The sequence below is a fragment of the Streptomyces sp. NPDC005866 genome (assembly GCF_040629895.1).
Classification (GTDB): domain Bacteria; phylum Actinomycetota; class Actinomycetes; order Streptomycetales; family Streptomycetaceae; genus Streptomyces.
Window position 1 is genome coordinate 83487 of the sequence record NZ_JBEXWP010000029.1, and the last position, 18327, is coordinate 101813.

The following is an 18327-nucleotide window of genomic DNA, read 5'->3' on the forward strand; positions in this document are numbered from 1 at the left end:
GGGAGGTCGGCAGGTCTGCGTCTACGGCGGTGGGGGGTGAGGGCGCGCAAGCAGTGCGCGTACGTCAGCGCACACATCGCGCCACTCCGCCCTGCCCGCTGCCGAGCGCGCCGCTGCCTACGCGGCCGCCCTCCTTCGCGAACGTCGAATAGAAGTCGGTGGAGTTCATGTCAGAAGTCCCACCCGTCGTCCTCGGCCTCGTCCTTGACGGGCTCGGGGGTGGCGAACGACTCGCCGACCATGCCCGCGGTGAGCGTGGTGCCGTCGGCGGGGTCGATCAGGATGAACGAGCCGGTGCGGCGCGAGTCGGCGTAGGAGTCGACGGGCAGCGGCTCGGCGGTACGGATCTTCACCCGGCCGATGTCGTTGGCGACGAGCACCCCCGGATGCGGGTGCAGCGACAGGTCGGCGAGCGTCAGCCGGGACGGGATGTCCTTGACGATCGCCTTGACCGTGCGGGTGCCGTGCTTGAGCAGCACCCGGTGCCCGACGCTCAGCGGCTGGTCGGCCACATGGCAGACGGTCGCCTCGACGTCCTGGGTGGTCGGCGGGGCGTCCTTGGTGGGCACGATCAGATCGCCGCGCGAGACGTCGATGTCGTCGGTGAGCAGGAGGGTCACGGACTGGGTCGTCCAGGCCGAGTCGACCGGCTTGCCGAGCAGATCGATGCCGGAGATCGTCGTCGTACGGCCGGACGGCAGGACCGTGACCGGCTCGCCGACGTGGAAGGTACCGGCGGCGATCTGGCCGGCGTAGCCCCGGTACTCCGGGTGCTCCGCGGTCTGCGGGCGGATCACGTACTGGACGGGCAGCCGGGCGTGGCAGTGCGCCAGGTCGTGACTGACCGGGACGGTCTCCAGGTGCTCCAGGACGGTCGGGCCGCCGTACCAGTCCATGTTCGCGGACGGTTCCACGACGTTGTCGCCGACGAGCGCCGAGATCGGGATCGCGGTGACCTCGGGGACGCCCAGTTCGGTCGCGTACGCCGTGAACTCCTCCGCGATCCCGGCGAAGACCGCCTCCTGGTAGCCGACCAGGTCCATCTTGTTGACGGCGAGGACGACATGCGGGACGCGCAGCAGGGCGGCGATCGCGGCGTGCCGGCGGGTCTGCTCGACGACGCCGTTGCGGGCGTCGACCAGGACCACGGTCAGCTCGGCGGTGGAGGCACCCGTCACCATGTTGCGGGTGTACTGCACATGGCCGGGCGTGTCGGCGAGGATGAACCGCCGCCTGGGTGTGGCGAAGTAGCGGTAGGCCACGTCGATGGTGATGCCCTGTTCGCGCTCGGCGCGCAGCCCGTCGGTGAGCAGCGCCAGGTCGGGTGCGTCCTGCCCGCGCGAGGCCGAGGCGCGCTCCACGGCCTCCAGCTGGTCGGTCAGGACCGACTTGGAGTCGTGCAGCAGCCGTCCGACGAGGGTGGACTTGCCGTCGTCGACCGAGCCCGCGGTCGCGAAACGCAGCAGGGTGGCCTCGGTCAGGCCGAGTTCCGTGGTGGTCGTGCTCATCTTTAGAAGTACCCCTCGCGCTTGCGGTCTTCCATCGCGGCCTCGGAGAGCTTGTCGTCGGCGCGGGTGGCGCCGCGCTCGGTGAGCCGGGAGGCGGCGATCTCGGCGATCACGGCGTCCAGCGTGCCGGCGTCGGAGTCGACGGCGCCGGTGCAGGACATGTCACCGACGGTCCGGTAGCGCACCTGGCGCTTCTCGACGGTCTCGCCGTCCTTCGGGCCGCCCCACTCACCGGCGGTCAGCCACATGCCGCCCCGCTGGAACACCTCACGCTCGTGCGCGAAGTAGATCTGCGGCAGCTCGATGCCCTCGCGGGCGATGTACTGCCAGACGTCCAGCTCGGTCCAGTTGGAGAGCGGGAAGACCCGGACATGCTCGCCGGGCGCGTGCCGCCCGTTGTAGAGGTTCCACAGCTCGGGGCGCTGGCGGCGCGGGTCCCACTGGGAGAACTCGTCCCGCAGCGAGAACACCCGCTCCTTGGCGCGGGCCTTCTCCTCGTCCCGGCGGCCGCCGCCGAACACCGCGTCGAACTTCTCGCTCTGGATCTTCTCCGTCAGCGGCACGGTCTGGAGCGGATTGCGGGTTCCGTCGGGCCGCTCGCGCAGCACGCCCCGGTCGATGTAGTCCTGCACGGAGGCCACGTGCAGCCGCAGCCCGTGCCGCTCGACCGTACGGTCGCGGTACTCCAGAACCTCGCCGAAGTTGTGCCCGGTGTCCACGTGCAGCAGCGAGAAGGGGACCGGCGCCGGCGCGAACGCCTTCAGCGCCAGGTGCAGCATGACGATGGAGTCCTTGCCGCCGGAGAACAGGATCACCGGCCGCTCGAACTCGCCCGCCACCTCGCGGAAAATATGAACCGCCTCGGATTCCAGCGCGTCCAGGTGGGACAGGGCGTACGGGGTGCCGGTGCCCTCCTCATGGGTCACCACGGTCGTCGTCATGCCAGTCCCCTCTCGATGAGCAGGGAGTGCACGGACGCCGCGGACTCCTGCACGGTCTGGTGCTGCGACTCGATCCGCAGATCGGGCGTCTCGGGTTCCTCGTACGGGTCGTCGACCCCGGTGAGCCCGGTCAGCTCACCGGCGGCCTGCTTGGCGTACAGACCCTTCACATCGCGTACGGAGCACACCTCGACCGGCGTCGCCACATGCACCTCGACGTAGGCGGTGCCGTTCTCCTCGTGGCGCTTGCGCACCGCGTCGCGGCTGTCCGCGTAGGGGGCGATCACCGGGACCAGCGCCTTGACGCCGTTGCGGGCCAGCAGTTCGGCGACGAAGCCGATGCGCTGCACATTGGTGTGCCGGTCCTCGCGGCTGAAGCCGAGGCCCGCCGAGATGAACTCGCGGATCTCGTCGCCGTCGAGCACCTCGACGCTGTGGCCCTCCGTGCGCAGCCGGGCCGCCAGCTCGTACGCGATGGTGGTCTTGCCGGCGCTCGGCAGACCCGTGAGCCAGACGGTGGCTCCGGTCGTCACGTGGTTCTCCTGTGTGTCGGTGGTCGTGTCGGTCGTCGTCGTGGTGGTCGTCGCAATGTGCGTCTCGGCGTTCGCCCGGAAGGCCTGCGCGGTCATCCGTGCAGGCCGCATTCGGTCTTGGCCCGCCCCGCCCAGCGGCCGGCGCGCGCGTCCTCGCCCTCCAGCACCCGACGGGTGCAGGGGGCGCAGCCGACGGAGGCGTAGCCGTCCATCAGCAGGGGGTTGGTCAGTACGCCGTGCTCGGCGACGTACGCGTCCACGTCGTCCTGGGTCCAGCGGGCGATCGGGGAGATCTTGACCTTCTGCCGCTTCTCGTCCCAGCCGACGACCGGGGTGTTCGCCCGGGTCTCCGACTCGTCGCGGCGCAGCCCGGTCGCCCAGGCCGAGTAGTTCTCAAGGCCCCGCTCCAGGGGCAGGACCTTGCGGAGCCGGCAGCACAGGTCGGGGTCGCGGTCGTGCAGCTTGGGCCCGTACTCCGCGTCCTGCTCGGCGACCGTCTGGCGCGGGGTGAGCGTGATGACGTTGACGTCCATCACGGCCTCGACCGCGTCCCGGGTGCCGATGGTCTCCGGGAAGTGGTAGCCGGTGTCGAGGAAGACCACATCGACTATGGCGTCCCCCTTCTGGACGCGCGACGCCAGATGGGCCACCACCGCGTCCTCCATCGAGGAGGTCACGCAGAAGCCCTTGCCGAAGGTGTCCACCGCCCACTGGAGGATCTCCAGGGCGGAGGCGTCTTCGAGGTCATGGCCCGCCTGTTCGGCCAGCGCCTTCAACTCGTCGGTGGTGCGGTCTTCCTGAGCTGTGGTCATATGTCTTCCCCTCCAGCATCGGAGTGCTTCAGCCCCCGGGCGAGCAGCCCGAGGAACTTCAGCTGGAATGCGCGGTTGCACGCCGCGCATTCCCAGGCACCGTGGCCCTGCTCGTTCGGACGCAGGTCCTCGTCACCGCAGTAGGGGCAGTAGAAGGGGGCGGCCCGCTCGCTCATGAGAGATCTTCCTCACTGGCGCGGGACGCCCAGGCGGCGAACCGCTCGCCGTCCTCGCGCTCCGCCTGGAAGCGCTTGAGCACCCGCTCCACGTAGTCCGGCAGCTCCTCCGAGGTCACCTTGAGACCGCGGACCTTGCGGCCGAAACCGGCCTCCAGGCCCAGGGCGCCGCCCAGGTGCACCTGGTAGCCCTCGACCTGCTCGCCCTGGTCGTTGAGGACCAGCTGGCCCTTGAGACCGATGTCCGCGACCTGGATGCGGGCGCAGGCGTTCGGGCAGCCGTTGAGGTTGATGGTCAGCGGCTCGTCGAACTCGGGCAGCCGGCGCTCCAGCTCGTCGATGAGCGAGGCGCCCCGCGCCTTCGTCTCGACGATGGCGAGCTTGCAGTACTCGATGCCGGTGCAGGCCATGGTGCCGCGCCGGAACGAGGACGGCCTGGCGGTCAGGTCCAGCGCCCCCAGGGCCTCGACCAGCGAATCGACCTGCGGTTCCGTGACATCGAGGATGATCATCTTCTGCTCGACGGTGGTCCGCACCCGGCCCGAGCCATGGGCCTCGGCGAGGTCGGCGATCTTCGCCAGGGTGGCGCCGTCCACGCGGCCGACGCGCGGGGCGAACCCGACGTAGAAGTTGCCGTCCTGCTGCCGGTGCACACCGACGTGGTCGCGCCAGCGCTGCAGGGGCTCGGCGGGGGCGGGGCCGTCGACGAGCTTCCGCTCGAGGTACTCGTCCTCCAGCACCTGGCGGAACTTCTCCGCGCCCCAGTCGGCGACCAGGAACTTCAGGCGGGCACGGGTGCGCAGCCGCCGGTAGCCGTAGTCCCGGAAGATGCCGATGACACCGGCCCAGACGTCCGGGACCTCGTCCAGCGGCACCCAGGCGCCGAGCCGGACGCCGATCTTCGGGTTGGTGGACAGGCCGCCGCCGACCCACAGGTCGAAGCCGGGGCCGTGCTCGGGGTGCTCGACACCGACGAAGGCGATGTCGTTGATCTCGTGCACCACGTCGAGCACCGGCGATCCGGAGATCGCGGACTTGAACTTGCGCGGCAGGTTGGAGAACTCCTGGCTGCCGATGTAACGCCGGTGGATCTCGTCGATGGCCCAGGTGCCGTCGATGATCTCGTCCTCGGCGATGCCGGCGACCGGCGAGCCGAGGACGACACGCGGGGTGTCGCCGCAGGCCTCGGTGGTGGACAGGCCGACGGCCTCCAGCCGGTTCCAGATCTCCGGCACGTCCTCGATGCGGATCCAGTGCAGCTGGATGTTCTGCCGGTCGGTGATGTCCGCGCTGCCCCGCGCGAACTCCTGCGAGATCTCGCCGATCACCCTCAGCTGCTGGGTGGTGAGCCGGCCGCCGTCGATCCGCACCCGCAGCATGAAGTACTTGTCGTCCAGCTCCTCCGGCTCCAGGATGGCCGTCTTGCCGCCGTCGATGCCGGGCTTGCGCTGCGTGTACAGGCCCCACCAGCGCATACGTCCGCGCAGGTCATTGGGGTCGATCGAGTCGAAGCCGCGCTTGGAGTAGATCGTCTCAATGCGTGTCCGCACATTGAGACCGTCGTCGTCCTTCTTGAACTGTTCGTTGCCGTTGAGCGGGGTGTAGTGACCCATAGCCCACTGACCCTCGCCACGGTGACGGCTCACCTTGCGGCGGGGCGCGGAGGCGGCAGGGTTCTGCGGGGTGGCGGCCATGGTGGATACGTCCTTCGGGACAGGCGGGAAGCGGCTCAGACCTGCGCGGGCGGGCGCATGGGGGCATACCTGCGCAACGTCGCGCAAGGGGGAGGTCTGGACAGGAAAGGGCGGCGGTGCTGTGCTCTCAGCCCGCCGGACAGATGGCGCTGGACATGCGGCCGAGGTCGACGTGCCGCCGACTCACCAAGGCGATCCCAGTTCCAGACATGACGGAAGCGTGTCACGCGGATCTCTGACCAGTCCACCATCGTCCATGATTCGGACGAATCTATTCTGAATACTGAGACGGGGTGGCGTGGGTCACGCGCCCGGGCGTGCCTCCGGGTGGGCACCCGGCCAGGGTCCCGGCGCCGGGACGTCCGGCTCCTCCGCCACCTTCGTGTCGAAGAGCTTGAAGCCCCGCCGCTGATAGTTGTCCATCGCGTGCTCGCCGTCCAGGCTGCAGGTGTGCAGCCACACCCGCTTGGTCGGCGGCCGCTCGGCCCACCGCTCCGCCAGGTCCCAGGCGCGTGCGGTGCCGTACGAGAGCAGGTGACCGCCGATCCGGCGGCCCCGGAACGCCGGGATCAGCCCGAAGTAGAGGATCTCCACGACCCCGTCGTCCTGCGGTCCCAGCTCGACGTAGCCCGCCGGGGTCCCGCGGTCGTATCCGACCCAGGTCTCCACGCCCGGCCGCTCCAGGTGCTCCCGCCACCGGGCGTACGTCCAGCTCAGCCGGTCGGTCCAGCGGATGTCACCGCCGACCGAGGCGTACAGGAAGCGGCTGAACTCGGGGGAGGGGACTTCGGAGCGGACGATCCTGACCGTGTCGCCCTCCGGCGCGGCGGCCGGGAGGAGGTCGGCCGAGGACGTCTGCTCCAGGGACCAGGTGGTCACGACGGCGCTGCTCATGGGGGCCAGGCAATCATCCCGGCCCCGGCCGTGTCGATGTCCGTTATCCGAGTGACGCGTCGATCGAGCGCAGCTGCACCGAGAACAGCATCCGGTCCGTGACCGACCACACCCGGCCCGTGTCGGGGGCGTAGGAGAGCGAGCCGGTGCCCTCCGCCCAGCAGCGGTGCGAGGTGTCCGAGCCGCAACGGGCCGCCCGGGCGCCCTGAGCGTCCTGCCGCCACAGGCTGCCGTGGCCGGCCATGGCGCCGGGGAGGTGGCCGACGTACCACTCCGGGGCGGTCGCACCCGGCGGGCGGTACGACAGGACGCCCCGGATCTCGGAGGCCTCGGTCCGGTATGCCTCGACCGCGTCCGCCCGGCCCGGGACACCGGTGGCGAGCGGTCCGGCATGCTGCGGGTTCTCGTCGAACGCGTACCGCCACAGCCTGGCCCGCTGATCGCCGCCGGCGGGCGTCCACTCGCCGAGGACCAGACTGTCCGGGGCCGTCCCGCGGTCCACGGAGAGCGCGCTCGGACAGGGCGCCCCGGCCTCGGAGCAGGCTCCGGCGGTGTACCGGTACGAGGCCACGGCGGGCATCACGTACCGGAGGCCGCCGGCCGACCAGCCGCCGGGCACCCGGCCGATCGCCTCGGTCATCACGGAGGTGCGCTGGATGCGGTTGAGGTCGTAGACGTAGAGCGCGTCGGCGCTGCCCGGGGCGGTGGTGACCAGCAGCTTGTCCTCGTACCAGGCCATGCCGGCGATCTGCGACGTCAGGCCCCGGTAAGTACTGCCTTCGGCGCTGGGCACGGTCAGCAGAACCCAGGAGTAGGTGGGGTGGGCCGGGTCGTTCGCGTTCACGACCGCGACCCTGGCCAGGCCCCGGGAGGCGGCGGGGCCGGAGGAGGTGCTGTGCGTCCAGCCTGCCAGGACGACCCGGTTGGCGCCCCACAGGCCGTCGTCGTCCGCGTCGGAGGAGGTCGTCACCGAGGCCGGCCGCCAGTCGTCGGTGAGGGTGTCGGCGGGGTCCCAGCAGTACGCCTGGGTGGGCGCCGGGGTGACCGGCAGCGACTCCCGGTCCCCGGAGTCGCAGTCGGCCGCCTCGCGCAGACTGTGGTCGGCGCTGGCCAGGACGTCGGCGACCCCGACCGTGCCGCCCATCGCCGAGGCGAGCCGGTCCAGCGAGCGGCTCGGCACGAGGTGTTCCCGAAGCCGCAGCCGGGCGGTGTCGGCGGTGGAGGTGAGTGGCTTCAGTGCGCCCGGGTCCTCGGCGACCGTGGCCTGCGAGGCGCTGACGATCGCGGCGGTCGCGGTGAGCGCCAGCGCGGTCCCGGCCAGGGCGGCGCGCAGTGCCGCGCCGTGCCTGCGTCGCCGGTGTCTGCCGCGATGCTTCATGTCTCCTCCCGAGGCGGGCCAACTGCGGCTCGTGGTCCGTACGTTGACCGAGGAGCAGATGGGGATGCCCGCACCGGGATGCTACGGCAGTCGGGGCGGCCGCACCGCGAAGACCCCGCAAATGTGCGGAAGATACGTCCCTTGGCGCCCCGGATGAGTTAAATAAGCCCGGAGGTGCGGACGTTCACCTGGACCGGGGTCCCGGCACTCTGCCCGCCGCCACCGCGGGGGCGGTCGAGCAGGGCAGCAGGTCGCGCGGGTCGGCGGGGAGCAGCACCTCGACCTCCGCGTCCTCCCGGAAGCGGTAGGGCCGGTGTTCGAGCAGGGCCCCGAGGTACCGCCGGATCCTGGACATCTCGGCGCGCACCGTCACCGTCCGTGAGGCGTCCCCGAAGACGTCCTCGGCGAGCCCGGCCGCGCTGCGCCCGGCGCGTCGTACGGCCAGCACATACAGCAACTCGGCGTGCCGGGGGCTCAGTTCACGGGACCAGGAGCCGGCGCCGCCGCCCACCGTCACCGAGGGCCGGCGCGGCCGGGCCAGGTCGAGCACCACCTGGCCCCCGCCCACCGGTACCGGCTCGTCCACCGCCCGCAGCAGCCAGCCCCCGGCCAGCGGCTCCACCGAGCACAGCCCGAGCGCCGGGAACCAGCGACGGCCCGGCGAAAGGGACTTGGGCAGCGCGAGCCGCCGTGGGTACGGCATGCCGTTGACCGCCGCCGTCCAGCCGTCGGCGTCCACGACCAGCGCCCGCCCGCCCAGCCGGGCCAGCACCGGCGCCGCGACCGCACGCAGCCGCTCCAGCCCGTCCAGATGCAGCTCCCGCAGCCGCGCCTCGGCGAGTTTCGCCACCGAGTTCACCCAGGTCAGGGTGGCCGGATGCATGGTCTCCAGAGGGCCGCTGACGTCCACCACACCGAGCAGCGTGCCGTCCCGGGGGTCGGTGATCGGGGCGCCGGAACAGGTCCAGGAGGCGTGCGAGCGGACGAAGTGCTCGGCGGCGAACACCTGCACGGGGCGGCGCACCACCGCCGGGGTGCCGATCCCGTTGGTGCCGACGACGTCTTCGCGCCAGTCGGCACCGAGTTCGAAGCCCAGCCCGTCCGCCTTGCGCAGCACCGGCGAGGAACCCTCGCGCCACAGCACCCGGCCGTCGGCGTCGGCCACCACCATGATGTGCTGGGAGATGTCCGCGACCGAAAGCAGCCCCTCGCGCAGCACCGGCAGCACGTCCTTGAGCGGTGACTCCTCACGTCTGCGCCGGACTTCGTCGGCGGACAGCAGCCCCGAACGGAAGTCGTGGTCGGGGTCGACGCCGCTGCGCAGCATCCGCCCCCAGGACTGCTCGATCACCGGCCGGGGCGCGATCCGCCCACGCAGTCCGGCGAGTCTGGCCTCGCGTACCTCGCTCAGTACCCGCGCCGCCTGCGTCGCGTCCACCGCGGCGAGTCGCGCCACGTCCATCGACGGGTTCCCCACTGAGGTCCTCCCGGATAGGCCTCGGAAAAGGCATGGCAGAGTCTTGTCAAGCCGTCCGGGCGGCGGTTTCCGGACCGACTGCGTGACTCATACTGCCGTTCTCCGGTGCCGGAGGCACACAGTCCGCACACAGACGCCGATATGTTGCAACCCCTTGCAACCCTGGTGAACGGACAGGGGCTGGCCGAAAATTGAGCCGACGCTTCGGCGTCACTGGCCTGACATGGGCCGAAGAGGCGGGGGTGGTGCCGTGTCGGCGCAGCACCACCCCCGCGTCGCTCTTCAGGCAGGGATGGGCACCCGGGCACGATCCGTTACCGCTGCCAGATCAAGTCCTGACGGCAGCGTGCCGAAGGATGAACCCCAGTCGTGGCCCAGCCTTGACGCGCAGAAGGCGTCGGACACCTCCGAGGGTGCGAAGCGGACCAGCAGCGAGCCCTGGAGCACCGTCGCCAGGCGTTCCACGAGACGTCGGGCCCGGCCCTCCATGCCCTCCAGGTCGGCCAGTTCGGAGAAGAGATCCTTGACCGCGCGGTCCAGACGGTGGTCGGCGCCGTGGGCGCGCCCGATCTCCTGGAGGTAGGCGTCCAGCGCGCCCGGCTCGTGTCGCAACGCCCGCAGGACGTCCAGCGCCTGGACGTTTCCGGCGCCCTCCCAGATCGAGTTGAGCGGGGACTCGCGCACCAGCCGGGGCAGCCCCCACTCCTCCACATAGCCGTTGCCGCCCAGGCACTCGGCGGCCTCCACGGCGACCGGTGCGCAACGTTTGGTCACCCAGTACTTGGCAGCGGGCAACACCAGCCGCAACAGGGCCTGTTCGGCCTCGCTCCCGTCGTCGTAGGCGGCGGCCAGCCTGAACGCGAGCGTCGTCGCGGCCTCCGACTCGATCGCGAGGTCGGCCAGGACGTTGCGCATCAGCGGCTTGTCGGCGAGCTTCCCGCCGAACGCCTCGCGGTAGGTGCAGTGGTGCACGGCCTGCGCCACCGCCTGCCGCATCAGCCCCGCCGAGCCCAGCACACAGTCGAGCCGGGTCGCGGCGACCATCTCGATGATGGTCCGCACCCCGCGCCCCTCCTCGCCCACGCGTCGCGCCCAGGTGCCGTCGAACTCGACCTCGCTCGACGCGTTCGACCGGTTGCCGAGCTTGTCCTTGAGGCGCTGGAGGAGGAAGACGTTGCGGGTGCCGTCCTCCAGTACGCGTGGCAGGAGAAAACAGGTGAGTCCGCCGGGTGCCTGGGCCAGCACCAGGAACCCGTCCGACATCGGTGCCGAGCAGAACCACTTGTGTCCGGTGAGTGTGTACGTCCCGGACTCGGCGAGCGGGACGGCGGTGGTCGTATTCGCGCGTACGTCGCTGCCGCCCTGTTTCTCCGTCATGCCCATGCCGAAGAGGGCGCCGGCCTTCCGGGCGGCGGGCCGCAGCTCACGGTCGTAGATCGTGGACGTCAGCAGCGGCTCCCACGCGGCGGCCAGCTCCGGGTCGGTGCGCAGCGCGGGCACCGCCGCGTTCGTCATCGACAGCGGGCAGCAGTTGCCGGCCTCGACCTGGGTCCAGACCAGGAAGGCGGCGGCCCGGCGGACGTGCCCGGACGGCCGTACCCAGCCGGTGGTCAGGCCCGCGCTCACGCCCTTGCCGAGCAGCCGGTGCCAGGCGGGATGGAAATCGACCTCGTCGAGGCGGCGGCCGTAGCGGTCGTGGGTGCGCAGCCGCGGTGGGTGCTCGTTGGCCTGCACCCCCCACTCCTGCACCTGCGCCGAACCGGCCGAGAGGCCGAGGCCCGACAGGTCGGCGCGCACCTCGTCGAGCAGCTCCGGGCCGGTGTGCCGCTCGACGGCCTCGACGAGGGCGCGGTCGGTGGCGAAGAGGTCGTATCCGACCAACGGGGGCGGCTGGTTGGTCACGGTGTGGGTGGTGGTGCCTGCCATGTCTGCGAACCTACCCGGGGCGACGGTGGTGGTTTCCAGCCTGACACAGCGGCACCCCCGGTCGCGTCGCAGGATTCCTCCGGGTCCCGGAAGATCACTCCGGGCCCCCGGAAGATGAGTACCGCCCCGGACGGCGGATACCGTAAGGGCGTGCAGCCAGCAAGCGATACCTCCGAGCGGCCCTCCGGCCGGCTCCACCGGGCCAGGGCCCTCTACCGGAACGTCTCCAAGCGCAGGACGGCCTGGCTGCTGCTCAAGGACACCGTCAATTCCTGCTTGGAGTACCGCATCCTCGGCCTCGCCGCCGAGGCCGCCTTCTTCACCCTGCTGTCCGTCCCGCCGCTGCTGCTCAGCCTCATCGGGCTGCTCGGCTACGTCGACGACTGGACCGGCGCCGACACCATCGCCAGCCTGGAGACCAACCTCCTGGAGGCCTCCCGCACCGTCCTGTCCGACAGGGGCGTGAAGGAGATCTCCGAGCCGATCCTGCACGACGTGATGCGCGGCGGCCGCCCCGACGTCATCTCCATCGGTTTCCTGTTCGCCCTGTGGTCGGGCTCCCGCGCGGTGAACGTCTTCATCGACACGATCACCGTGATGTACGGCCTCGACGGCGTCCGGGGCATCGTGAAGACCCGGGTGGTGTCCTTCCTGCTCTTCATCGCGGCCCTGCTGATCGGCTCGGTGGCGCTGCCGCTGATGGTGGCCGGGCCGGACGCGGTGGTCCGGATCGTGCCGTGGTCGGAGACGGTCGTACAGGTCCTGTACTGGCCGGTCGTGATCGTCCTGTCCATCGTCTTCCTGACCACGCTGTACCACGTGTCCGTGCCGGTCCGCTCCCCGTGGATCGAGGACGTGCCGGGCGCCCTGGTCGCGCTCGCCATGTGGGTCCTCGGCAGCTTCCTGCTGCGCATCTACCTGACCAACACCATCGAGGGCGCGACGATCTACGGCTCGCTCGCCGCCGCCGTCGCGGTGCTCCTGTGGATCGGCGTGTCCGCCTTCGCCGTGCTGGTCGGCGCCGCCGTGAACGCGGCCATCGACCGGGTCTGGCCGGCCGCCGCCACGGCCGCGGCCCGCGCCGCCAACGAACGGCTGCGCGAGGCCCAGGTCGCCGACTACGTCGCCCGCGCCGCCGCGGCCCGCGATGCCGACCCCGACGACCCCGACATGCCCTCCGAGTTCCCGGAACGCTGGTCCCGCTTCCTGCCCCCCGAGGACGTCACGGCCCGCCTGCGCACCCATGTGAGGAGCAGCCACCCGCCGCACAAGCCGGAGAACAACTGAGCCGTCAGAACCTCCACACGCCCGTCACCGCGGCCTCCCGCGCGGGGTCGCCGAAGTCCCGGAGCGCCCGGCCCAGTACCTCCTGGAGCCCGTCCGGGAGGCGGAGCTCCCGCAGTTCCCGCCACTCGAAGCCCTGCGCCCGCTCGGCCAGCGCCGCCGCCCGCGCCGCCTCGGCGACCCGGGCTCCCCGTATGACCGGTCACGCCGGTCACCGCCACCGTCATGTCCCGCCTGCCGAGCGCTTTCGAGGTCACGTCAGCCAGTGAAGCGCCGTGCCATGGCAGCCGCGTGGCGCCTTTATGATCCGCGCCTGCTTCGACCCGCCGTGGAGCATGTGAGTCGAGGACCGCGCCCGGCTCACCGTGACGCTCATGGTCCGCGGCGACGCCTGGATCCTCCCGGATGCGGGAGATCCGGCACGACCTCGCAGGCGCTGGTCCTGCCCGGTGCGGAGTGCGTCCACCCCGGCGGGCGGTGGCTCCGGGGCTCGATGGATCTGGGCGTCCGCACCCGGCGCGACAGCCCGACCGGTGCCACGGCGCCGCTGACCGGCACGTGTCTGATGCGGGCGAGGTCGGCGGACGGCTGCTGGACGCACTGCCCCCGCTGCCGGCGCTCACCGCCGACGCACGGGAGTGCCCGCGCCGCCGCTGGTGGCCGAGATCGTCCGCGACGCCCGGCCGGAGGGGGAGGCACCCGGCTGTGGTGCTCGCGCCCGCGCGGCGGCAGCCGCATCGATACAGTCCCGCGCCCGTGGTGGGGCGCGTCTAGGCTGGACCGCGTGTACAGGGAAAGGGCGTCCCGGCTCGCCGGTGCGGTCGTCTGGACGAAGACCCCTTCTGCCGACGGCCCGGGGCGTGTGCTGCCCGACGGGTGTATGGACCTGCTCTGGCACGACGGGCGGCTGCTGGTCGCCGGGCCCGATACGCGCGCGTACCTCACCGAGGGGGTCCCGCATACCTGGGTGGGGTTCCGCTTCTGTCCCGGTACCGCGCCCGCCTTCCTCGGTGTACCGGCCCACGAACTCCTCAATCGGCGCGTGGAGTTGAGTGATCTGTGGCCGGCCTCGGTCGTACGGCGGCTGTGTGCCCGCGTCGACGCGGCCGACGACCCCGCCGCCGCGCTGGAGGAGATCGCGCTGGAACGGGCGGCCGCCCCAGACCCGTTGCTGTCGCGGCTCGTCGAGGCCCTTGACGCGGGGCGGCCGGTGGGTGAGGTCGCCGATGAACTGGACATCGGTGCCAGGCAGTTGCACCGACGTTCCCTGGCTTCCTTCGGCTACGGGCCAAAAACGCTCGCCCGTGTGCTCCGGATGCAGCGGGCGCTCTCGCTCGCCCGGCGCGGGGTGCCGCTCGCGGAGACGGCCGTCCGGGCCGGGTATGCGGATCAGCCTCATCTCTCCCGTGACGTAAGGGAGCTCACCGGGCTGCCGCTGACCGGGCTACTCCGGTAGCGGGGCGAACAGGTCGACGCCGTTGCCGTCGGGGTCGTGCACCGTGGCGTAGCGCTGGCCCCAGAAGGCGTCCCACGGCTTGAGCTCGCCGTGGTACCCGGCGCCGACCAGGTCCTCGTAAACCTCGTCCACCTCGGCGGGTGACCCGCAGCGGAAGGCGAGCCCCACACGGCCGCCACCGGCCGGCGGGCGCCAGGCAGGGTGGAAGGAGCGGACCGTCTCCTCGGTGTCCAGGGCGAGGGTGAGACCGCCGGGCAACTCGGCCTCGACATGCGGCTGTTCCTCGGCGCCGGGCGGAAAGTCCAGGCCGAGACGACGGTAGAACGCGAGGGACGCGGTCAGGTCGGAGGCGACCAGACCGATCACGGAGAAACGTGGAGTCATGGCGCCACCGTAGGCAGGGGACCGAGCACCGGTCTTGAAGGAATCGGACACTCAGGTGAAGGTCACCGCTCCCCGCGGGGTGTCGATGGTGAAGGAGAACGCCACCGGCCCCTCGGCCAGGGGCAGGTCCGTGCCCAGGGCCCTCAGCAGGGGGCGGAGCTCCGCGGGGTCCGGGGCGGTCGCGGACACCGCGAGCAGCGGGGTGACCGGCAGACCGGAGGCCGTCGGGTGGAGCGAGGAACCCCAGTCGATCAGGAACGGCACCAGGCCGGAGGGGTGCGCGGTGGTGCTGTCGGTCAGGCGCCACTCCAGGAGCGTGTCGTCGGGGCGGCGCCGGCTCATCGGACGCGGGGCACCGGGGTCGTAGCCCCGGGCCCGCGCGGCCGTGATCGCCGCGTCCAGGTCCGGTGGGCTGATCGCCCAGGTCACCGTGCGGGCCGTGGTGAGTCCGTCGATACCGAAGGGGCGGGCGCCGGGCGGTACCGGCTGTTCCGGGTCCGGGCCGATGATCTCCAGGTAGCCGGTGCCGCCGAGGGACACCAGATGGTTGCGGGTGCCGAGGCCCGGGTGGGCACCGCCGGCGGCGGGGGTCACACCGGTCCGCCGGGCGAAGTCGGCGACCGTCGCGGCGAGGTCGGGCGTCGCCAGCACCAGGTGGTCGAGGAAGGCAGGGGTGGCATTCATCGAGGCCGAGGCTAGGCGTGGCCGGAAGGACGGACAAGCGGCGGGGCAACCAGAAAACCCGATGTCCGGGGAACAGCTGTGCGGCACGATAGGCGCATGATCCGTGCCGTGCGCGTCCTGCCGCCCCTGCTCCTCGCCACCGCTCTGCTCACCGGATGCGGTACCGAGAAGGCGGGCTCCGGAGGCTCCGGTTCGCCCGCCGACCCCGGCGAACTCGCCTCCAGGGAAAAGGCGTTGGGCATGGCCCCGGAGCTGGTCTATGTCACCGGGGCACCGGGGTTCACCCTTGCCCAGCAGTCCGTCGGAGTGCAGGGCGACGACGGCTTCTCCGCCGCCTACACGGATAAGACCGGCGCCGTCATCCACCTCTACACCGACCGGCCGCGTCACGCCGGGCATCACAAGTACGAGGTGACGAAGAAGGACTGCGTGGTGTGGCTCGAAGGCGAGGGCGGGGTCTCCGACGCCGTGCTGGGCAAGGCGGTGCGCGCGATCCACCGCCCCTCCGCCGGCGAGCTCGACGTCCTGCTGCCCACGCCCGACCCGGCCTTCACCGACAGCGAGCCGGTACAGCGCGGCGACCTGCCGTCCAACGGCGACGGCGCACCCGACAACAGCGTGCCGACGCCCGGCCTTTGAGCCGCCGGCGTCCATGGGCGACCATGCGGCCATGGCCCCTCGACTGCTCCTCCACACCCGCACCACCGACTACCGCCACGACTCGATTCCCGACGGCATCGCCGCCGTACGGGAGTTCACCGATTTCGACGTCGACGCCACCGAGGACCCGGCCGCCCTCGAACAGCCGCTGGACGGATACGCGGCCGTCGTCTTCCTCTCCACCAGCGGCGAGATCCTGACCCCGGCCGGCCGCGCACGGCTGGCCGCCTACGTCGAGGCGGGCGGCGGCTTCGCCGGTGTGCACGCGGCGGCCTGCACCGAGTACGACTGGCCGTACTACGGCGAACTCCTCGGCGCCCGCTTCGACCGCCACCCGGAGTACCAGCCCGGCAGGGCGCTCGTCGAGGACCCCGGCCATCCGGCGACCCGGCACCTGCCCACGGTCTGGGAGTTCACCGACGAGTGGTACGACTTCCGTGACAACCCGCGAGGCCGGGTACGGGTGCTGCTGCGTGCCGACGAGTCGTCGTACGACGGGGGCGGGATGCGGCACGACCATCCGCTGGCCTGGTGCCGTGAGCAGGGGGCCGGACGGGTGTTCTACACAGCCCTCGGGCACGCCCGGGAGGCCTACCGGGATCCCGACTTCCTGGCGCATCTGCACGGGGGTCTGGCCTGGGCCGCAGGGCTCGGCCAGTGACGTTTCTCCGGCGAACCCTTGTCCGCCATTGGAGTGGGCAAAGCCAGCGCACGGAGATAGTCACGTGTATCTAGAGATGCTCTTGTCTTGGCATAGGGCCGTCGAGACGCGAGGGCCCAGCCGTGCCCTCGCGCCACCCACCCAGCGGCTGCGGGCGGCCGCGGTGGTCGCGGCGGCCCTGCTGGGCGGGGCCGCGGTACCGGCCCACGCGGGCGGGAGCCTGGTCACCGTGATCGACAACTCCCACGCGGACTCCATCCTGGAGGTGGACCGCACGGGGAACATCCAGGTGGGGCGGGGAACGGCCGGGAGCGACCATGACGGAAGCGCCGTGGACGCGATCCAGGCGTTGCTCGGCGAGGGTCCCCCGCCCGACGACGACTGAGCACCGCGGCTGAGAGGGCGGCCGGACACACGTCCGGCCGCCCTCGCATTCGCCGGCCGCGCTCAGCCCTCGTTCAGATGCGGCCGGCCGTTCTCGTCCAGCTCCACGTCCTCCTTCGGGTCGTGCTCGTCGGCCGCGGCGGCCACCGTGGCGTGGTGCACGGCCGGGGCGACGGTGCGGGTCGTGGCCTGGGCGGTGCCCAGGGCCGTGGACACGGCGGCCGCGGCCAGGGCACCGGCCGCCGCGGTGCGCAGGGTGAGATTCATGCACGGGAAACGATCTTGACGCGGTCCGGTCACCCTCGTACGGCCGAACGGGCAGGCGGGGCGGCCGTACTGGCCCGCTCCACCAGCCGCGTCGACAGCTCGGTCCGGGTGCCCTCCGGACGGTCCCCGTGCATCAGCCGCACCAGCAGCCGCAGCGCGGTCGCCGCCATCTCCGAGAGCGGCTGGCGGACCGTGGTCAGCGCCGGGGTGCCCCAGCGTGCCTCGGGCAGGTCGTCGAAGCCGACCACGCTGATGTCCTCCGGAACCCGCAGCCCGCGCTCGGCCAGCGCCGTGTACACCCCGAGCGCCATCCGGTCCGAGCAGACGAACACGGCGGTCGGCGGCTGCGGCAGGTCGAGCAGCTCGTGCATACGCTGCCGGGCCGTGCCCTCGTCGAAGCTCGCGTGCCGGAGGTACTCGCCGCGATGGCGCAGCCCGGCCGAGGAGAGCGCCGAACGGTATCCGGCCACCCGGGCTCCGCTGCACATCCTGCGCCGGTTGCCCGCGACCACCGCGATCCGGTCATGGCCGAGCGTGAGCAGATGCTCGGTCGCGGACACCCCGCCCTGCCAGTTCGCGGCCCCGACCGAGACGACTCCGGCCGGGGGTTCATGGACGGGGTCGATCAGCACGTACGGGATGCGGTGGTGGTCAAGCCAGGCGTACTGCGCCTGTGTCAGCTCGGCCAGGTTGAACAGCACCCCGGAGGAGCCACGCGCGGTGAGTTTGTCCAGCCAGTCCCGATCCGATCGGCCGGCCCGCGTCCGGGCCAGCCCCGCCGACACCACGACCTCAAGACCCGCCTCGTACGCCGCCTCCTCCGCCCCGTGCAGTACCGCGCCCGACCACGAACTGTCCAGCGAGTGCACGACCAGGTCGATCAGGGCGGGTGCCTTCGCCGCGTCGAAACGCGGTCTGCGGACGTAGCCGAGCCGTTCGAGGGCCTCGGTGACCCGGCGTCGGGTCTCGGGGGCCACGTCCTCACGGCCGTTGACCACCTTCGACGCGGTCGGTACGGAGACGCCGGCTTCGCGGGCCACCACCGCCAGCGTCGGACCGGCCGCCGCCACGCTCGTACCCCCGGCACGGACCATGGGGAACCCGCCTCTCCGGCCCGCCTTTGGGCCAACGAAAGTAACGAAAGTTGCGACCAACGCTGCTTCCGCGGTCTGCGTGCAAGCCGTGCAGTATGCGCTTCCTGCGATAGG

The 18327-nt window shown here is 71.7% G+C and carries 20 protein-coding genes and 1 pseudogene; 6 read left to right on the forward strand and 15 right to left on the reverse strand.

The annotated features are described in order from the left end of the window. Positions 1-170: 170 nt before the first annotated feature. The 11 genes from ABZ396_RS33670 to ABZ396_RS33720 form a co-directional block, all read right to left on the reverse strand. Positions 171-1508 carry a GTP-binding protein gene (locus ABZ396_RS33670; protein WP_358922936.1) on the reverse strand — a complete coding sequence of 446 codons (1338 nt, stop codon included), beginning with the start codon at positions 1506-1508 and terminating at the stop codon, positions 171-173. Between the two features lie 2 nt (positions 1509-1510). After that, positions 1511-2449: a sulfate adenylyltransferase subunit CysD gene (gene cysD, locus ABZ396_RS33675; RefSeq protein ID WP_358922934.1), complete on the reverse strand. Its 939-nt coding sequence runs from the start codon at positions 2447-2449 to the stop codon at positions 1511-1513. Then, a complete protein-coding gene (gene cysC / locus ABZ396_RS33680) occupies positions 2446-3078 on the reverse strand; it encodes an adenylyl-sulfate kinase (RefSeq protein WP_358922933.1) in 633 nt (210 codons plus the stop codon). The genes cysD and cysC overlap by 4 nt, the downstream gene beginning before the upstream one ends. Next, positions 3075-3794 carry a phosphoadenylyl-sulfate reductase gene (locus ABZ396_RS33685; RefSeq protein WP_358922931.1) on the reverse strand — a complete coding sequence of 240 codons (720 nt, stop codon included), beginning with the start codon at positions 3792-3794 and terminating at the stop codon, positions 3075-3077. The genes cysC and ABZ396_RS33685 overlap by 4 nt, the downstream gene beginning before the upstream one ends. Continuing rightward, positions 3791-3970 carry a hypothetical protein gene (locus ABZ396_RS33690; RefSeq protein WP_358922929.1) on the reverse strand — a complete coding sequence of 60 codons (180 nt, stop codon included), beginning with the start codon at positions 3968-3970 and terminating at the stop codon, positions 3791-3793. Before ABZ396_RS33690 ends, ABZ396_RS33685 begins: the two co-directional genes overlap by 4 nt. Then, positions 3967-5664 carry a nitrite/sulfite reductase gene (locus ABZ396_RS33695; protein ID WP_358922928.1) on the reverse strand — a complete coding sequence of 566 codons (1698 nt, stop codon included), beginning with the start codon at positions 5662-5664 and terminating at the stop codon, positions 3967-3969. Before ABZ396_RS33695 ends, ABZ396_RS33690 begins: the two co-directional genes overlap by 4 nt. Positions 5665-5791: 127 nt before the next feature. Then, complete coding sequence (locus tag ABZ396_RS33700) at positions 5792-5875, reverse strand: putative leader peptide (protein WP_309500612.1); 84 nt, start codon at positions 5873-5875, stop codon at positions 5792-5794. 92 nt (positions 5876-5967) lie between these two features. Then, positions 5968-6558 carry a GNAT family N-acetyltransferase gene (locus tag ABZ396_RS33705; RefSeq protein WP_358922926.1) on the reverse strand — a complete coding sequence of 197 codons (591 nt, stop codon included), beginning with the start codon at positions 6556-6558 and terminating at the stop codon, positions 5968-5970. A 43-nt stretch (positions 6559-6601) separates the two neighbouring features. Then, complete coding sequence (locus ABZ396_RS33710; protein ID WP_358922924.1) at positions 6602-7936, reverse strand: hypothetical protein; 1335 nt, start codon at positions 7934-7936, stop codon at positions 6602-6604. Between the two features lie 184 nt (positions 7937-8120). Further along, positions 8121-9398 (reverse strand): GAF domain-containing protein, encoded by a 1278-nt coding sequence (locus ABZ396_RS33715; RefSeq protein ID WP_358922923.1) that lies wholly within the window; start codon positions 9396-9398, stop codon positions 8121-8123. A 297-nt stretch (positions 9399-9695) separates the two neighbouring features. Then, on the reverse strand, positions 9696-11339 hold the full coding sequence (locus tag ABZ396_RS33720; protein ID WP_358922922.1) for an acyl-CoA dehydrogenase family protein: 1644 nt from the start codon (positions 11337-11339) through the stop codon (positions 9696-9698). 150 nt (positions 11340-11489) lie between these two features. Here ABZ396_RS33720 and ABZ396_RS33725 point away from each other — a divergent pair, with 150 nt between their 5' ends. The 3 genes and pseudogenes from ABZ396_RS33725 (at position 11490) to ABZ396_RS33735 (ending at position 14079) form a co-directional block, all read left to right on the forward strand. Then, positions 11490-12626 (forward strand): YihY/virulence factor BrkB family protein, encoded by a 1137-nt coding sequence (locus tag ABZ396_RS33725; protein ID WP_358922920.1) that lies wholly within the window; start codon positions 11490-11492, stop codon positions 12624-12626. Positions 12627-12997: 371 nt separating this feature from the next. Then, positions 12998-13300, forward strand: a pseudogene (locus ABZ396_RS33730) (AraC family transcriptional regulator); the annotation flags it as partial. Positions 13301-13407: 107 nt separating this feature from the next. Beyond that, positions 13408-14079 carry a helix-turn-helix domain-containing protein gene (locus ABZ396_RS33735; RefSeq protein WP_358922918.1) on the forward strand — a complete coding sequence of 224 codons (672 nt, stop codon included), beginning with the start codon at positions 13408-13410 and terminating at the stop codon, positions 14077-14079. Here the strand turns inward: ABZ396_RS33735 and ABZ396_RS33740 are convergent. Together ABZ396_RS33740 and ABZ396_RS33745 are read right to left on the reverse strand one after the other, a co-directional pair. Next, positions 14068-14463, reverse strand: a complete 396-nt coding sequence (locus ABZ396_RS33740) for a VOC family protein (RefSeq protein WP_358922916.1) — start codon at positions 14461-14463, stop codon at positions 14068-14070. The two genes, ABZ396_RS33735 and ABZ396_RS33740, sit on opposite strands and share 12 nt — an antisense overlap. A gap of 51 nt (positions 14464-14514) precedes the next feature. Beyond that, positions 14515-15147 carry a VOC family protein gene (locus ABZ396_RS33745; protein ID WP_358922914.1) on the reverse strand — a complete coding sequence of 211 codons (633 nt, stop codon included), beginning with the start codon at positions 15145-15147 and terminating at the stop codon, positions 14515-14517. 96 nt (positions 15148-15243) lie between these two features. On the opposite strand from ABZ396_RS33745, the gene ABZ396_RS33750 reads away from it, so the two are divergent. The 3 genes from ABZ396_RS33750 to ABZ396_RS33760 all read left to right on the forward strand — a co-directional run bounded on the left by ABZ396_RS33750 (position 15244) and on the right by ABZ396_RS33760 (position 16853). Then, complete coding sequence (locus ABZ396_RS33750; RefSeq protein WP_358922913.1) at positions 15244-15786, forward strand: membrane lipoprotein; 543 nt, start codon at positions 15244-15246, stop codon at positions 15784-15786. Between the two features lie 31 nt (positions 15787-15817). Next, positions 15818-16468: a ThuA domain-containing protein gene (locus ABZ396_RS33755; RefSeq protein WP_358922911.1), complete on the forward strand. Its 651-nt coding sequence runs from the start codon at positions 15818-15820 to the stop codon at positions 16466-16468. 76 nt (positions 16469-16544) lie between these two features. Then, entirely contained in the window at positions 16545-16853 is a 309-nt protein-coding gene (locus ABZ396_RS33760) for a hypothetical protein (protein ID WP_358922909.1), read from the forward strand. 62 nt (positions 16854-16915) lie between these two features. Here the strand turns inward: ABZ396_RS33760 and ABZ396_RS33765 are convergent, their stop codons facing one another. Continuing rightward, positions 16916-17119, reverse strand: coding sequence for a hypothetical protein (locus ABZ396_RS33765; protein ID WP_358926846.1), 204 nt, complete (start codon positions 17117-17119; stop codon positions 16916-16918). Between the two features lie 29 nt (positions 17120-17148). After that, positions 17149-18213 (reverse strand): substrate-binding domain-containing protein, encoded by a 1065-nt coding sequence (locus ABZ396_RS33770; RefSeq protein ID WP_358926847.1) that lies wholly within the window; start codon positions 18211-18213, stop codon positions 17149-17151. Positions 18214-18327: the final 114 nt, after the last annotated feature.

Coding starts and splice junctions, on each gene's coding strand:
- ABZ396_RS33670 (WP_358922936.1), bottom strand. CDS start 1,508: ATGAGCACGACCACCACGGAACTCGGCCTGACCGAGGCCACCCTGCTG.
- cysD (WP_358922934.1), bottom strand. CDS start 2,449: ATGACGACGACCGTGGTGACCCATGAGGAGGGCACCGGCACCCCGTAC.
- cysC (WP_358922933.1), bottom strand. CDS start 3,078: ATGACCGCGCAGGCCTTCCGGGCGAACGCCGAGACGCACATTGCGACG.
- ABZ396_RS33685 (WP_358922931.1), bottom strand. CDS start 3,794: ATGACCACAGCTCAGGAAGACCGCACCACCGACGAGTTGAAGGCGCTG.
- ABZ396_RS33690 (WP_358922929.1), bottom strand. CDS start 3,970: ATGAGCGAGCGGGCCGCCCCCTTCTACTGCCCCTACTGCGGTGACGAG.
- ABZ396_RS33695 (WP_358922928.1), bottom strand. CDS start 5,664: ATGGCCGCCACCCCGCAGAACCCTGCCGCCTCCGCGCCCCGCCGCAAG.
- ABZ396_RS33700 (WP_309500612.1), bottom strand. CDS start 5,875: ATGTCTGGAACTGGGATCGCCTTGGTGAGTCGGCGGCACGTCGACCTC.
- ABZ396_RS33705 (WP_358922926.1), bottom strand. CDS start 6,558: ATGAGCAGCGCCGTCGTGACCACCTGGTCCCTGGAGCAGACGTCCTCG.
- ABZ396_RS33710 (WP_358922924.1), bottom strand. CDS start 7,936: ATGAAGCATCGCGGCAGACACCGGCGACGCAGGCACGGCGCGGCACTG.
- ABZ396_RS33715 (WP_358922923.1), bottom strand. CDS start 9,398: ATGGACGTGGCGCGACTCGCCGCGGTGGACGCGACGCAGGCGGCGCGG.
- ABZ396_RS33720 (WP_358922922.1), bottom strand. CDS start 11,339: ATGGCAGGCACCACCACCCACACCGTGACCAACCAGCCGCCCCCGTTG.
- ABZ396_RS33740 (WP_358922916.1), bottom strand. CDS start 14,463: ATGACTCCACGTTTCTCCGTGATCGGTCTGGTCGCCTCCGACCTGACC.
- ABZ396_RS33745 (WP_358922914.1), bottom strand. CDS start 15,147: ATGAATGCCACCCCTGCCTTCCTCGACCACCTGGTGCTGGCGACGCCC.
- ABZ396_RS33750 (WP_358922913.1), top strand. CDS start 15,244: ATGATCCGTGCCGTGCGCGTCCTGCCGCCCCTGCTCCTCGCCACCGCT.
- ABZ396_RS33755 (WP_358922911.1), top strand. CDS start 15,818: ATGGCCCCTCGACTGCTCCTCCACACCCGCACCACCGACTACCGCCAC.
- ABZ396_RS33760 (WP_358922909.1), top strand. CDS start 16,545: ATGCTCTTGTCTTGGCATAGGGCCGTCGAGACGCGAGGGCCCAGCCGT.
- ABZ396_RS33765 (WP_358926846.1), bottom strand. CDS start 17,119: ATGAATCTCACCCTGCGCACCGCGGCGGCCGGTGCCCTGGCCGCGGCC.
- ABZ396_RS33770 (WP_358926847.1), bottom strand. CDS start 18,213: ATGGTCCGTGCCGGGGGTACGAGCGTGGCGGCGGCCGGTCCGACGCTG.